Source organism: Bradyrhizobium amphicarpaeae, from assembly GCF_002266435.3.
Taxonomy (GTDB): Bacteria; Pseudomonadota; Alphaproteobacteria; order Rhizobiales; family Xanthobacteraceae; genus Bradyrhizobium; species Bradyrhizobium amphicarpaeae.
Genome location: NZ_CP029426.2, coordinates 3,993,458 through 4,007,221 on the forward strand (window position 1 = coordinate 3,993,458; position 13,764 = coordinate 4,007,221).

Below are 13,764 nucleotides of genomic sequence, written 5' to 3' on the forward strand. Positions count from 1 at the left end.
GCGATCTCGGGCGATGAACAATATTCAGCCGACCGGCCTTATCAGCCCACAAGTCTTGCGACCGCGTCCGCAGGCGACATGGTCTCGCGGGAGCCGTCACTGCGCCGCTTGATCTCGACCTTGCCGTCGGCGAGGCCCTTTGGCCCGATCATGATCTGCCAGGGGATGCCGATAAGGTCGGCGGCGGCAAACTTGGCGCCGGCGCGCTGGTCGGTGTCGTCATAAAGCACGTCGACGCCCTTGGCCGTGAGCTCGGCGTAAAGCTTCTCGCAGGCCGCATCGACCGCCGCATCGCCCTGCTTGAGGTTGAGGATCGACACGCGGAACGGCGCCACCGCCTCCGGCCATTTGATGCCGGCATCGTCATGGCAGGCCTCGATGATGGCACCCAACAGCCGCGAGACGCCGACGCCGTAGGAGCCGCCATGGATCGGCACGTCGACGCCGTCGGGTCCTGCCACCAGGGCCTTCATCGCGTCGGAATATTTCGTCCCGAAATAGAAGATCTGCCCGACCTCGATGCCGCGGGTGTTCACCCGCTTGTCCGCCGGCACTTCCTGCTCGAACCGCGCGGAATCGTGAACGTCCTCCGTCGCCGCGTAGACCGAGGTCCATTGCTTGATGATCGGCGTCAGGTCGCTCTCATAGTCGACGTCCTCGCCTGGCACCGGCAGGTCCAGCACGTCGCGATTGATGAACACGCCGGACTCGCCGGTCTCGGCCAGCACGATGAACTCGTGGCTGAGATCGCCGCCGATCGGGCCAGTCTCGGCGCGCATCGGGATCGCCTTCAGCCCCATCCGCGCGAAAGTGCGCAAATACGCCACGAACATCTTGTTGTAGGAGATGCGCGCCGCGGCTTCGTTGAGGTCGAACGAATAGGCGTCCTTCATCAGGAATTCGCGACCGCGCATCACGCCGAAACGCGGACGCTGCTCGTCGCGGAATTTCCATTGGATATGATAGAGATTCAGCGGAAGGTTCTTGTAGGACTTCACATAGGCGCGGAAGATCTCGGTGATCATTTCCTCGTTGGTCGGCCCGTACAACAGCTCGCGCTTGTGGCGATCGGCGATGCGCAGCATCTCCGGGCCATAGGCGTCGTAGCGGCCGCTCTCGCGCCAGAGGTCGGCGAGCTGCAGCGTCGGCATCAGCAGTTCCAGCGCACCGGCGCGGTCCTGCTCCTCGCGCACGATCTGCTCGATCTTCTTCAACACGCGGAAGCCGAGCGGCAGCCAGGCGTAGATACCCGCCGCCTCCTGCCGGATCATGCCGGCGCGCAGCATCAGCCGGTGCGAGACGATCTCCGCCTCTTTCGGATTTTCCTTCAGGATGGGCAGAAAGAACCGCGACAACCGCATGGTCATACTCTGGGAATCAGTGGTGGGTTGCAGTGAAACCGGATTGAGAGCGAAAACACAAGACCGGGAATGAGGAAAAGCTGCTAACGCAGCGGAATTCCTGTCATTTTTCCGTTGGACTTGAGGTTCAACCTGAGCTGTGCCTCAACGCTCCGTGACGTCGAGTTCATCTTCGAGCGTGATCTGCTCGAAGTCGGTCACCAGCGCGTCGATCCGCATATGCCAGCGGCCGGCAAACGGAAGCTCCACCTTGCGCACGTGCCAGTAGCCGTCGGGCCCCAGCGAGGCCTTCCGCTCCATCGGCTCGATGCCACGCTCGGGCAGGCTCAGCGTCAACGTCGCCTCCTTGGCCGCCAGCGGCGTCGCCTCGCCGGTCATCAGTTGGAGCACGACATCATTGGCCCCCGCCTTGCCGGGCGAAACCAGGACCTGGAACATCGCCTTGTCGGTATGGATGTGAATCGCCAACGGCGTCTCCGGCACGATCGTCCGAGGCGGCGGCGTGAAGCGCCACCCGGCCACGACGGCCAGGATGGCAAGAGCAATCGCACCTTCGAGTAGGATCGAGCGCTTGAGCGCGGGCGTCCCGGTCTCGTTCCGGGCCAAAGCCGGCGTCAGCCGGAACCGATTGAGCGCGGCCAGCGCCAGCAACCCTGTGACCAGGACGAGCTTGGTCGAAAGGATCAGCCCGTAGCCGGTCCCAACCAGTGCTTCCGGCTTTTCGAGCTGAACGATCGCGAGTGCGAGGCCGGTCAGGGCCAACACGCCCACCGCGAGCGCAGCAATCCGGGAAAACCGGTTCACGATCGGAAGCGTCGCCGTCGTCGGCTTCGACACCAGCACGGCGAGCGGGGCCAGCGCGCCGATCCAGAAGGCAACGCCGAGGCCATGGAGAAAGATCGCCGGTCGCGTCAACGCCTCGGGCGGTGCAGTTGCGGCGTGCCCGGTCATCGCGAGCGACAGACCGACACCGATGAACGCGATCATCGCAAGAGCGCGCGCAAACCACGCGCTGCGCAGCGCCAGCCACGCAAGCAGCATCGCTGCGAAGGCGACCAGCAGGGCAGGACCGGCGCTGGTCGCAAGAGCGACCTTCCAGGGACCAGAGGTCGCAAGAGCAGATAGTGGCAGCCCGAGAAGATCGAGCCCCAACGCGCCGACGGATGCCACCGCGCTCGCTAGGCCGACGGCGAGCGCCATGCGCGGGACTGCCATGCCGGTCGTCGACCACGCCACCCAGCGCGCGAAGAACACGCCGCCGACGCCGACGAACAGCCCGAGATAGAGGCCGACGCGCGTCAGCCAGATCAACGCGTTCAAAACGCTGTCCACCGCGGCGGCAGGCTTCGTCGCCGTTGGCGTGCCGATCGAGAAGATCATCGATCCCGTGACGGGGTGGCCGTCCTGCGAGATGACGCGATAGCTGACGACCGCGGTGCCCTCAGGCAGATCTGCCGGCATCGCGACCGAAATCGTCTCGCCCGATGCGCTGACGCGCGCATCGTCCCTCGCCCTGCCCGTCCCATCGATCAGCCGGATCGCGCCCGGTGTCACCGGCTCGTTGAATCGCAGTTCCACCGCCTTGGGCGCGGTCGCGAGCATGCTGCCGCTCGCCGGCTCGACCGCGACAAGTGCCGCGTGCGCCGACGCATCGCTTGCGAAGCCGGCAACGAGGAGCAACGTCGCGAGCGTGGCGAGCAGGCGCATCAGGGTTTTGGCAATAGTTTCACGCCCGGCGCCGGCGATTTGCCCTCATGCGAATGCCCTGCCCCCGCCGCAGGAATCTCGATCCAGCGGCTGACGCCGGACTCGCATTCCTGAACGACGGGGAAGTACAGAACCGTGTTCGGCTTCAGGCTGTCGGTTAAGAACGTGCTGACGACGAATTCGTCATAGTTCTTGTCCGGCAGCTTGCCGCCGGACCACGCCACCTCCTTGACGCCGGAGGAGAGCTTGTTGCCGTGATAGTCGTATTCTCCGGCATACTTGCCTTCGACGACATCGACAGTCCAGCCCGCCTTCGGCATCGGCTTCACCGCGATCACCCCTTCCGGAATCTGCACCCGGATCTTCACCGTCGGCGAGCCCGCGCAGCCATGCGGCACGGTGAACACGGCCTTGTAGGAGGCGCCGACGGTGGCTTGCTTAGTTTCGATCGAGACGTGCGCCGCCGCCGGCGAGGCGGCGAGCGTGGCAATCAGGATCAGGCAGGATTGCTTCGACATGTCTGGCCTTTCGAGAGTCCATATCCGTCTCATTTCATTTTCATTCCCGAATGATCCGGCTTCATGTCCATGTGACCGGAATGCCCGGCGCCGCCGGGGGCCTGCGCGCCGACGCCCTGGACATCGAGTGAAACGGCGACCTTGCCGGCCTTCTCGAACTGCAGCGTCACCGGCACCTTGTCGCCCTGCTTGAGCGGGCCCTTCAGCTCCTCAAGCATCAAATGATAGCCGCCGGGCGCAAATTTCACGGTCTTGCCGGGCTCAATGGTCAACCCCTTGTCAAACGCGCGCATCTTCATCACGCCATTCTCGACGGCCATCTCGTGGATCTCGAACTTGCCGGCAATGTCGGCGGAACCGCCGATCAACCGGTCCGGCGCCGTTCCCTTGTTCTCGATGACGAGATAGCCGCCGGCGACCTTTGCGCCGCCCGGTGTCGCACGGCTCCACGGCTGCGAGATGACGAGATCGCCGGCCTTAACGTCATCGGCGAGAGCGGGTGCTGCGGAGATCGCGAGTGCGAATGCAGCGAGAAGCACGTTTTTCGAGATCGTTTTCATTTCCGTATTTCCTTTGCAGAACGATTTCAGTGTTTGGAGAGCTGTTGCGCCGACCATTCTTCAAGGTCGGCGATTTCGGCAGAGCCTTCGATCGTCGTGATGGTCCCTTCCCGCGAGATGAGCATGGTGCGGGGGATGTCGCCCTGCCAGGCCGGATCGATCTCGAACCGCAAGCGCTCGACGAAGCCGTCGTTAAAGATGAAATTCTCGGTGGACGACAGACCCGCCTTGTCGAGCATCGATTGCGTCGCCGCCGGCAGGTTCGGCACGAGATCGGCGCTCACAGTGACAACGTCGATCTCCGGATGTTCCTTTGCAAACTGCCCGAGCAGCGGCAGTTCGACCTTGCAGGGGCCGCAGGTCACGCCCCAGAAATGCACGAGCACGGGCCGGCCGGCGTGCCCCCTGAGGACGCCTTGCCAGCTGCCGCGTTCGAACGGCTTCAAGGCGGGAGATGTGCCGAACGCGGCCGCAGATGCGATCAGGACGCCGAGACTCACAATGCCGGCAAATCTAAATCTCATGGCTGGTCCTCGATGGCTGTGAGGCGATAACCATCCGCCTTCGTCATCCATGACAAATAGGTCTGCTTGCCGTTGGAGACGAGCAAGGGGTGATCGGACGTGTCGCTCGTGGTCGCTATCGTCCTTGGCGGCGACCAATTCTCGCCATCGTCGTGGGAGACCGTCAGCTGGACCGAGGTCTTCTCGCCGTCGAACTCCTTCCAGACCATCACGGTCCCAGCAGGACCTGCGAGCACGAACGGCCGCGTCGGATTGCGGCCCGGCTGGCCCAGCGCCATGGGCGCGGAGAAGGTGCGGCCTTCATCGCGGGAGTGCGCGTAGAACAATCCCTTGCGGGCCTTGCCGTTGGTGTACCAGGCGACGTGATAGGTCCCGTTCGGCGCAACGGTGAGGCTCGGCCCGTGATGTGGACAGGCATTGATCTGCCAGTCGTCAACACTGACCCTGCGGACTTCACCTGGAGTCGCGACGTCCGCGAAGGTCATGACCGCGTGGTCGCGCACGCCGCCTTCAAAAATGTTCCTGAAGATCACGACAGGCCGTCCGGGCGCGGCGAAGGCCAGCCCCAATCGGCAGCATTCGCAGGTGCCCTCACGTGCCAGCTTGGCTTCTGCGTAGGTGGTACCGCCGTCGCTGGACGAGGCGAAGAACAGCCCGGCTCCATCGTACTTCTGTCCCGCTTCCTTCGCAAAAATGCGATTGCGCTTGTCCAGCCAGGCCGCGAAGACCGTTCCATCCTGATCGAGCGCCAGCGCCTCGAACCGCTGGCTCTCGTTGTTGGCGGTGATGGGCTTCAGTTCGGCAAAGCTCTTCCCGCCATCGGCCGAGCGCGTGTAAAGCACCTGACCGTTGAAGGCCTCGTCCCTGAAGGTCGAGAACGCGAGCGCAGTGCCGCCCTTGCGGTCGACCACGATCTTCGGCCGCGCGTCCGGTCCCCAATCGAGGTTGAGCCGTTTCGACGTGACCTGGGTGGGCGGTGAAAAGCTGCGGCCCTCATCCTGCGAACTAGCGACCGAGACCTGCCCTCCCGCCATCCAGACCAGCCACAACTTGCCGCCCGGACTGAAGGCAGGCGTCACCTTGGTGGCACACCGCAGGGTCGGTTCCTCGCACGCAGCTTCGGACACATGCGGGGCGCGCATCTGTGCAAGCGCTGCACTTTGCAGGAACATGCAGGCGACGATCCCGAGCAGGCCAGTTCGGGTCATGCCCCGCTCCCTTCGAGAAGCCCGGATCATTTGAATGCCACCTTCATACCCGCAACGAATGTGCGCGGCGAGCCCGCATAGATCGACCCCGTCGTGTTTGCCAGCACGCTCGCAGGATTTTGAAGGCCCGCCCCCGTAACCGTATTGGAGATGTTGTTGGCCGAGGCGACGTAAGTCTGGTCGAACACGTTCCTGACTTCGAGAAACAAGTTCAGGGATCTGAACGTGTCGGACAGCAGATCGGTCTTGTAGTGGACGTTCACATTGACCAGCTCATAGCCCGGCGCCTTCAACAGATTTGCATTGTCCATGTAGAAGGAGTCCTTCCACTGGACCTCGACGAAACCACCGAGCCCCGTGAGCGGGCCTGTGAACTCATCATAGCCGATCCGGGCCGTCAGCTCGTTGGGCGAGATGCCCGGGATCTTGTTGCCGGCCCGGTTGAAGCCGAACACCGCGCCGTTGGTGATGTTCTCGACATACTCGGTGTAGACTTCGTCGAGATAGGTGTACGCCGCCATGAACCGCCAGCCCGGGTAGAACTTCCAGTCCGCGGCAAGCTCGATGCCGCGATGTTCCGAGCGCGGTGCGTTGAACGAATAGTTTACGCCCGCGACAGGCGTTGCCTGGTTGACAATCTCGTTACGGAAAAACTCGTAAAAGCCGGTCGCGCTCAGCTTGAGCGTGTTGTTCGGAGTCCAGTCGAAACCGAGATCGTAGCCCAAATTTTTCTGGACCTGGAGCTGGGTATTGTTGCCCGACAAGCCAGTCGGAAGAACGAAGAGATTCGAAACCTGCGGAGTGCCATATCCCGTGGCGACTCGACCGCGGAAGAGCCATTCGTTGTTGAGATTATAGAGCAGCGCCAGTTCTGGCGCTGCATTCTGAAACTGGCGGTCTGCCGTCGTCAGCGTCGTAGTGGTGATGCCGCTGGGGCCGGCATAGGCATACGCTGTGTTGACACCTTTCAGCAGGGTCGTCTCCCAGCCGATACCGGCAATTGCCGTCAATGCCGATGTGAGCTTGAGCTCCTCCCTGGCACGTACGCCAAAATTGGTCGTTTCACTGAAGAGGTTGCTCGACAGCCTGCCGAGCGTCGCGTTGCCTCCGGGCATGACATTTCGCGTATCGCTCGAAGCTGTCAGGGTATTGTAGAAGGCACCGAAGAACGCGGTCGACTCCATGCCAAAAATCTCTCCGCGCTTGGTGAGATCGCTCATGTAATTATACGACGGAAAATCACCGATCGCACTGGTCGAGCCGGTGGGCTGACTGATGTTCCGGTCGTCAAACACGAACTGGTTGCGCCACGTCATCGTATTGTCGAAGTCGTGCTCCCAACGGCCGCCGACGATGGTTCGGCGATCGTTTCGCCCGAGCCCGGCCTGCGTGGCGGTCTCGGTGTCCTTGCCGCCGTTGAAGCCGTTGTTGAAAAGAGACACGGTGGGACATCCGGCCGTCCCCGTGCCGGTCGTGCAACCCTGCTGGAAGGGATTGGTGTAGAACTGGTTCAGCGACTGCCGAAGCGGCAGCCGCGCGCTGAGATCGTTGTTGATGATCTTGACCGTGAAGCGGTCGTCCGGCGTTGCCTTGAGCGTGCCGAGGAAGTTGACGGTCTGCGTATTGAACCAGCTGTTGCCGATATAGCCGTCGCCCCGTGTGTCGCTCGCGAACAGGGAGCCCTCGAAATTCCCGACCTTCTTGCCGGCCGCCAGGTAGTTGTTGAGGTAACCGTAGCTGCCGCCATCGACGCCGTATTCGACACCGTCGATCGTGCCACCCGGCCGTGTGCGAAAATTGAGCGCGCCGCCGGTCGCATAATTGCCGTAGAGCGCCGACGAGGGGCCACGGATCACGTCGATCGCACTGTAGGCGTGCGGATCGATCAAGTCGCTGCGCGACAGGCCGTCCGGCTGCGTCACCGGGAAGCCGTCGTCGAAGATCACGAGATTGCGGATGGCGAAACCGTTCCGGGCGTTGGATCCGCGAATCGAGATGCCGAAGTCGCGCGGGCCATTACCCTGCTTGATCGAGATGCCCGGGCTGTCCCGCAAGACGTCGCCGACCGAAAACGACGGGCGGTTGTCGAACTGGCTGCGATCGATGGTCGTCGCGGTCTGGCCGGCCGGCGCTTGATTGAGACCGGCCCGCGCTGCGCCGGTGGACATGATGTTGTTTTGCCCCTGGGCGCCATCGGTCGCGGTCGGCGCGACCGGCCTTGCTGCCCGCGACGCCGAAGCGGAGCGTTGCCGCGTTGGCCGGGTGATTGGTTTGGCACGGGACGTTTTGGGCGCCTCGACCGTCACTGCGGGAATCGCTTCCGAGGCAGGCTGGGCGAGCGCGTCTGAACCGATCGGGGACACCAGCCCGAAAAACAGGGGCAAGCCGGCGCGCCCCATCGCACGAATGCGTAACATCTCTTGAATTCCTGACATCCGGCATCGGCCGGTCCATTAAGCACGCCGTCGGCACGACAATTGCGCGCACCAACGGTTCGATTTGTCGCTACGTCAGGAAAATTGAGGTGGGGCGCGCGCCTGGGCGCTCGGACCCTTGGGAGCGGCGATGGCCGACGCATCCGCCGGCTGCCACACCACGCGCTCGGCATGGCGGAACGGAATCGAGAGTCCCGCGTGCGTCGGCGAATCGAGCGAGGCGCCCGCCTGGGCCAGGCAACACAGGGCGCACGCGCCCGCATGCGCGGTCGGGGTGCCGGTCCGATCGTCGAGGGCGCCCTGCTCGCTGACACTGTGGCAGATGACGACGGCAGATAGCGGATCGGCAACGGCCCGGCCGGTCGCCCAGCACGCGGCAATCGGCGCCAGCACCTGCATCACCAGGGCGAGCAGGACCAGGGGGAGGAATTTCTGTAGCCGCGCGTGCATCCGCCGAACCATTCGTTCGCCGGCTAACTAAACACCGCGCCGGGCTCAAGTCGAGATCAGTTCCGCCGCCTTCTTGGCCCAGCGCAAATTTGTCGAAAATCGAGGTCCGACGACTCCATTATCGCCAAGCGTCCGGTATTTAAGGCAAATCAACGGGTCGGGCATCCATCAATTTCTTATATTTGTCATACACTTGCGGGGCCAAAAGCCCGATCATTTCGTCTATTGCTCGAATTTTGAACATTCGTTGCTGAAAATGATGACAAGTGAGAAAAGTTGATCTAGCATCCTCCTTGCTCAGGCTGGCCGCGAGGTCACAGTCTGGTGGTCCAAGTCTCGGGAGGAGCCCCTGGCGCGCAAAACGCAGCGTCGCCCCGTCAAATAAGAGCAAATCTTAGAATCGGGGATAATAGGGTCGACACAATTTTCGAGCGGGGCCAGGGCCCCGCTCTTTTTTTGTCTGCATGGCACTTTTGCCCATGAATATGTCCCCAAATCCGGTCGAGCTCAGCTTTGAGCGCGCGGCCATGCGCTGCGCGGATATCACGCCACTGGTTTACCGGCGCCTGTTCGACGCGCATCCGGAAACGCAGGCGATGTTCCGCTCGCAGGGCAGCGGGTTCGTGAAGGGATCGATGCTCGCGCTCGCGATCGAGGCGATTCTCGATTTCACCGGTGAGCGTCGCGGGCATTTCCGGCTGATCGCCTGCGAGCTTGCCTCGCACGATGCCTATGGCACGTCGCGCCAGCTGTTCATCGCGTTCTTCGCAGTCATCAGGGATACGCTGCGCGATCTGCTCGGCGATGAATGGTCCAACGAGATCGCGCAAGCCTGGGACACATTGCTCACCGACATCGACGCATTCGCCGGCGCGCCGGCCTGACGCTTTGCGCTGCACCAACGCGGCTTGCTGGGAGCGCAGCGAGTGATTGCAGATTGAGTGGCGTCAACTCTTGTGAGACACTTTCGAACATCGGTTGCGCAATCAATGACGCACCGACGATAAAATTTATGGGAGCGAGCGATGTCCGGGACGAAAGATTTCTCGACGACGAGGCGCGATCTTCTTCAGGCGGCAGCAGCCGCCGGCGCCGGAGCTGCCCTTTTCGGCAGCATGGGCATAAACCCTGCTCTGGCCGCCGCGGTCGGACGAAGCGAGAAGCCGCTGAAGGCGGCGTTCTCCAATGCGGGCCTTCAGGCCACCTGGTGCGCGCAGGGCAAGCAGGCCGCGGAGTTCTGGGGCAAGCTGTTCAACGTCGAAGTCACCTGGTTCGACGGCCAGCTCGACGCAGTGAAGCAGCGCGCCGCGATCGACAACATGGCCTCGCAGAAATGGGATTTCGTCGCGATCCAGGCGTTCGGCATCGGCACCCTCACCCAGCCCGTGCAGAAGATGATCGACGCCGGCACGCCCGTGATCGACATGGACACGCTGATCGCGCCGCTCGACCAGATCAACGTCCACTCCTTCCTCGCCCCCGACAACGAGTTCATGGGCGCCTCGGTGACCCAGGCGCTGTGCAATGCGATGGGCGGCAAGGGCAAGATCATCATGACGCAGGGCGCGCTCGGTCATACCGGCGCGCAGGGCCGCGCCAAAGGCTTCACCAACACGGTGAAGCAATTCCCCGGCATCGAGGTGCTCGACACCCAGCCGGCCGACTGGGACGTCTCCAAGACCGCGCGGCTCTGGGAAACCTATCTGACCAAATACCCGCAGATCGACGCGGCGTTCTTCCACAATGACGACATGGCGCTTGCGGCGGCCAACATCATGAAAGCGCGGGGCCGCACCAACATCCTGATCGGCGGCGTCGATGCCATGCCGCCGGCGATCCAGGCGGTGAGCGAAGGCCGCATGTTCGCGACCGTGCGCAATCCCTCCTGCCGAATCCATGGCGGCGCCATCATCGCAGGCGTCTCCGCCGTGGTCGGCGGCGAGAAGAGCGGCCAGGGCATTCCCAAGAACGTCGTCACCGACGGCCCGGTCGTGACCAAGGCCAACGCCGCGGGAATGCAGTGGATGCAGGATCACTTCCTGATCTAAGCCTGCAAGATCAGAACTTTCATGCGAGAGGATCGTTCGCCCATCCTTGAACTGCAGGGCATCACGAAGAGCTTCGGCGGCGTCGAAGCGCTTCGTGGTGTCGACTTCGCGCTCCACGCAAGCGAGATCCACGGCCTCGTCGGCGAGAACGGCGCGGGAAAAAGCACGCTGATGAAGATCATCGCCGGCGTGCACACCGAATTCTCCGGCCGCTTCCTGATCGACGGCCGCGAGACGCATTTCCGCTCGGCGCGCGATGCGCACGCGGCCGGCATCGCGATGGTGCATCAGGAGCTCTCTGTCGCGCCCGACCTCACCGTCGCGGAGAATGTCTTCCTCGGCAACCAGCCGACCAACGCCCTCGGCCTCGTGCAATGGCGGCGCATGGCGCGCGAGGCCGGCGAGCAGCTGGCACGACTGGGTCTCGACGTCGATCCGATGAGCCGGCTCGGCGACCTCTCGATCGGCCTGCAGCAGCTGATCGAGATCGCGCGCGTGCTGTTCTCCGGCGCCCGCATCGTCATTCTGGACGAACCGACCTCCGCCCTCTCCCCGCCCGAGGTCGAGCGCCTGTTCGCGACGCTGCGTCGGCTGCGCGAGGAAGGCACGGCCATCGTCTTCATCTCGCATTTCATCGAGGACATCCTGCGCGTCTCCGACACGGTGACCGTGTTCCGCAATGGGCGGAAGGTCGCGGAAACCGCGAGCGCCGCCACCAGCAAGGGCGCGCTGATCGAGGCCATGATCGGCCGCGGCGGCGAAGCGCTCGAGCACAGCTACAGCGACGATTTGATGCTGCCAACGCCGAGCGTGAGCCCGGTGGTGCTGAAGGTCGACCAGCTCTCGCTGGCGCGCAGCCTGAAGGACATCTCCTTCGAAGCGCGCGCCGGCGAGGTGCTCGGCATCTACGGCTTCATGGGTTGTGGCCAGCAGGAATTGTCCCGCATCCTGTTCGGCAAGCTGAAGCCTGACGCCGGCACGCTTGCCGTCGAGGGTACGCCGAAGACTTTCGCCAGCACGGCAGCGGCGCGGCGCGCCGGGGTGGCGCTGGTGCCTGAGAGCCGCCGCGACATGCTGTTTCACCAGGAACCCGTCTACAAGAACATCTCGATCAGCATCCTCGATCGCATCTCGTCCCTGCTGCTCAAGCCGGCGCAGGAGCGCGATATCGCGAAGCGTCAGGTCGAGCAATTGCAGATCAGGCCGCCGGTGGTCGGCCTCGACCTCGGCATGCTCTCCGGCGGCAACCAGCAGAAGGTGGCGCTGGCAAAATGGCTGACCTATCCGCCAAAGCTGCTGGTGCTGTGCGAGCCGACCCGCGGCATGGATGTCGGCGCCAAGAACGACGTCATCAACATCGTCCGCGACCTCCGCGCCAAGGGGCTCGCCATCATCGTGCTGTCGACCGAGCCGGAAACGGTGTTGTCGCTGGCCGACCGCATCCTCGTGCTCAAGCGCGGCGCACTGGTGCGGGAATTCAGGAACGAGCCGGTCAGCAAGGACCGCCTGCTGGAGGCGGCGTGACGGAGAAGCACAATGGCGAGCAGTGAGACGGCTTTGGCGGCGGGGCAGCGGGCACGAGGCCTTGCGCCCTTCCTGCGCTCGCAGATGCGCAACATCGCCCCGTTCCTCACCCTGATCTTCCTGTCCGGCTTCTTCGCCCTTGCAAGCCCTTCGTTCGCGACGCTCGACAATCTCGGCAACATCCTGACGCAAGTATCGGTCACCGGCATCATCGCCGTCGGCCTCACCTTCGTGATCCTTTGCGCGGAGATCGACCTGTCGATCGCCAGCATCGCCAACGTCACCGGCATCGCGGTCGCCTATTTCACCCTGCAGGACTCCTACGTCAACATCGCCAACATCCCCCTGCCCGGTGTGGTCGCGATCCTCCTGTCGATCCTGCTCTGCGCCCTGCTGGGTCTGGTCAACGCGCTGGGGTTGACCGTGATCGGCATCCCTTCCTTCATCATGACGCTGGCGATGATGCAGATCGCGGCCGGCGTGTCGGCGCTGCTGGTGCGCGGCCAGATCGCCTACAAGGTGCCGAGCCTCATCACCACGCTCGGCTCGGGCTCGATCGGCGGCGTGCCCTGGCTCGTCATCGTCGCCGCGTTGATGCTGCTCGGCGGCCATCTGGTTCTGACCTACACGCGCTTCGGCCGCTACGTCTACATGGTCGGGGGCAACCGCGAGGCGGCCGAATATTCAGGCCTCAACGTCAAGCTCATCCTGGGCGCCGTCATGGTGATCTCGGCGGTGTGCTCGGGCATCGGCGGCATGCTCGGCGTCGCCCATTTCGGCAGCGCGCAACAGAACGAGTTCGACACCTACCTGCTCGACTCCATCGCCGCCGTCGTCGTCGGCGGCACCAGCCTGTTCGGCGGCCGCGGCGGCATCGGCAACACCATCGTCGGCCTGTTCGTGCTCGGCGTGCTCAACAACGGCCTCGACCACGTCAACATCGACAGTTTTTTGAAGATCCTGATCCGCGGCCTGATCCTGTTGCTGGCGTTGGTCATCAACGTCTATGCGCAGCGATTGAGGGAAAAGGCGGTGGAGTAGACGGTCTCAAAAACCAAAAGTGCGAAAACAACCCCATGCACAGTAGAAATTGTTAGGAATCTCAGGCCCTTATCAAACCCCGATTGACAGTCTCCGTAAGCTTTGGCGATGTTTGACTCGTCGGGCAGAACAGGGGGCCAGCGGCTGTTCGTGATGCCCGACCTCGGCGTGGTGGTCGCCATCACCTGCGGAAACTACGCCGACGAGAAGCAATGGATGCCACCGGTCCGGGTCATCCGGGACGTCTTGCTGGCCGGGCTGAAGTGAGGACGGTGTTCCGCGAAGGTCCATCATCCTGAGATGCGATGCACGAGGCGCAAAGCGTCCTGTGCGGAGCCTCGAAGGATGAGCGGCCGAGTGCGCAGGCCCTCACCTCAAGAGGCCGCTG

Annotated in this window: 13 protein-coding genes; 5 read left to right on the forward strand and 8 right to left on the reverse strand. The window is 63.3% G+C overall.

The genetic code is table 11. The features are described from left to right. Positions 1-41: 41 nt before the first annotated feature. The 8 genes from proS to CIT40_RS18570 all read right to left on the reverse strand — a co-directional run bounded on the left by proS (position 42) and on the right by CIT40_RS18570 (position 8,775). Entirely contained in the window at positions 42-1,361 is a 1,320-nt protein-coding gene (gene proS / locus CIT40_RS18535; RefSeq protein ID WP_094892045.1) for a proline--tRNA ligase, read from the reverse strand. A gap of 144 nt (positions 1,362-1,505) precedes the next feature. Next, positions 1,506-3,068, reverse strand: a complete 1,563-nt coding sequence (locus tag CIT40_RS18540; protein ID WP_094891723.1) for a copper resistance CopC/CopD family protein — start codon at positions 3,066-3,068, stop codon at positions 1,506-1,508. Beyond that, on the reverse strand, positions 3,068-3,586 hold the full coding sequence (locus tag CIT40_RS18545; RefSeq protein WP_094891724.1) for a YcnI family protein: 519 nt from the start codon (positions 3,584-3,586) through the stop codon (positions 3,068-3,070). Before CIT40_RS18545 ends, CIT40_RS18540 begins: the two co-directional genes overlap by 1 nt. A gap of 29 nt (positions 3,587-3,615) precedes the next feature. Continuing rightward, positions 3,616-4,146 (reverse strand): copper chaperone PCu(A)C, encoded by a 531-nt coding sequence (locus CIT40_RS18550; protein WP_094891725.1) that lies wholly within the window; start codon positions 4,144-4,146, stop codon positions 3,616-3,618. 26 nt (positions 4,147-4,172) lie between these two features. Beyond that, positions 4,173-4,670, reverse strand: coding sequence for a TlpA family protein disulfide reductase (locus CIT40_RS18555; protein WP_094891726.1), 498 nt, complete (start codon positions 4,668-4,670; stop codon positions 4,173-4,175). Continuing rightward, positions 4,667-5,878, reverse strand: coding sequence for a sialidase family protein (locus tag CIT40_RS18560; protein WP_094891727.1), 1,212 nt, complete (start codon positions 5,876-5,878; stop codon positions 4,667-4,669). The genes CIT40_RS18555 and CIT40_RS18560 overlap by 4 nt, the downstream gene beginning before the upstream one ends. Positions 5,879-5,904: 26 nt before the next feature. Beyond that, a complete protein-coding gene (locus CIT40_RS18565; RefSeq protein ID WP_094892046.1) occupies positions 5,905-8,046 on the reverse strand; it encodes a TonB-dependent receptor family protein in 2,142 nt (713 codons plus the stop codon). A gap of 342 nt (positions 8,047-8,388) precedes the next feature. Next, on the reverse strand, positions 8,389-8,775 hold the full coding sequence (locus CIT40_RS18570; RefSeq protein WP_094891728.1) for a DUF2946 family protein: 387 nt from the start codon (positions 8,773-8,775) through the stop codon (positions 8,389-8,391). Positions 8,776-9,242: 467 nt separating this feature from the next. Here CIT40_RS18570 and CIT40_RS18575 point away from each other — a divergent pair, with 467 nt between their 5' ends. The 5 genes from CIT40_RS18575 (at position 9,243) to CIT40_RS18595 (ending at position 13,643) form a co-directional block, all read left to right on the forward strand. Beyond that, the gene (locus CIT40_RS18575; protein ID WP_162307561.1) at positions 9,243-9,647 is read left to right on the forward strand and encodes a globin; all 405 of its coding nucleotides are present in this window, start codon (positions 9,243-9,245) and stop codon (positions 9,645-9,647) included. Between the two features lie 141 nt (positions 9,648-9,788). Continuing rightward, positions 9,789-10,811, forward strand: a complete 1,023-nt coding sequence (locus CIT40_RS18580) for a sugar ABC transporter substrate-binding protein (RefSeq protein ID WP_094891730.1) — start codon at positions 9,789-9,791, stop codon at positions 10,809-10,811. Between the two features lie 21 nt (positions 10,812-10,832). After that, on the forward strand, positions 10,833-12,335 hold the full coding sequence (locus CIT40_RS18585; protein ID WP_094891731.1) for a sugar ABC transporter ATP-binding protein: 1,503 nt from the start codon (positions 10,833-10,835) through the stop codon (positions 12,333-12,335). Between the two features lie 12 nt (positions 12,336-12,347). Beyond that, complete coding sequence (locus tag CIT40_RS18590; RefSeq protein WP_094891732.1) at positions 12,348-13,376, forward strand: ABC transporter permease; 1,029 nt, start codon at positions 12,348-12,350, stop codon at positions 13,374-13,376. A 108-nt stretch (positions 13,377-13,484) separates the two neighbouring features. Beyond that, positions 13,485-13,643: a hypothetical protein gene (locus CIT40_RS18595; protein WP_155525997.1), complete on the forward strand. Its 159-nt coding sequence runs from the start codon at positions 13,485-13,487 to the stop codon at positions 13,641-13,643. Positions 13,644-13,764: the final 121 nt, after the last annotated feature.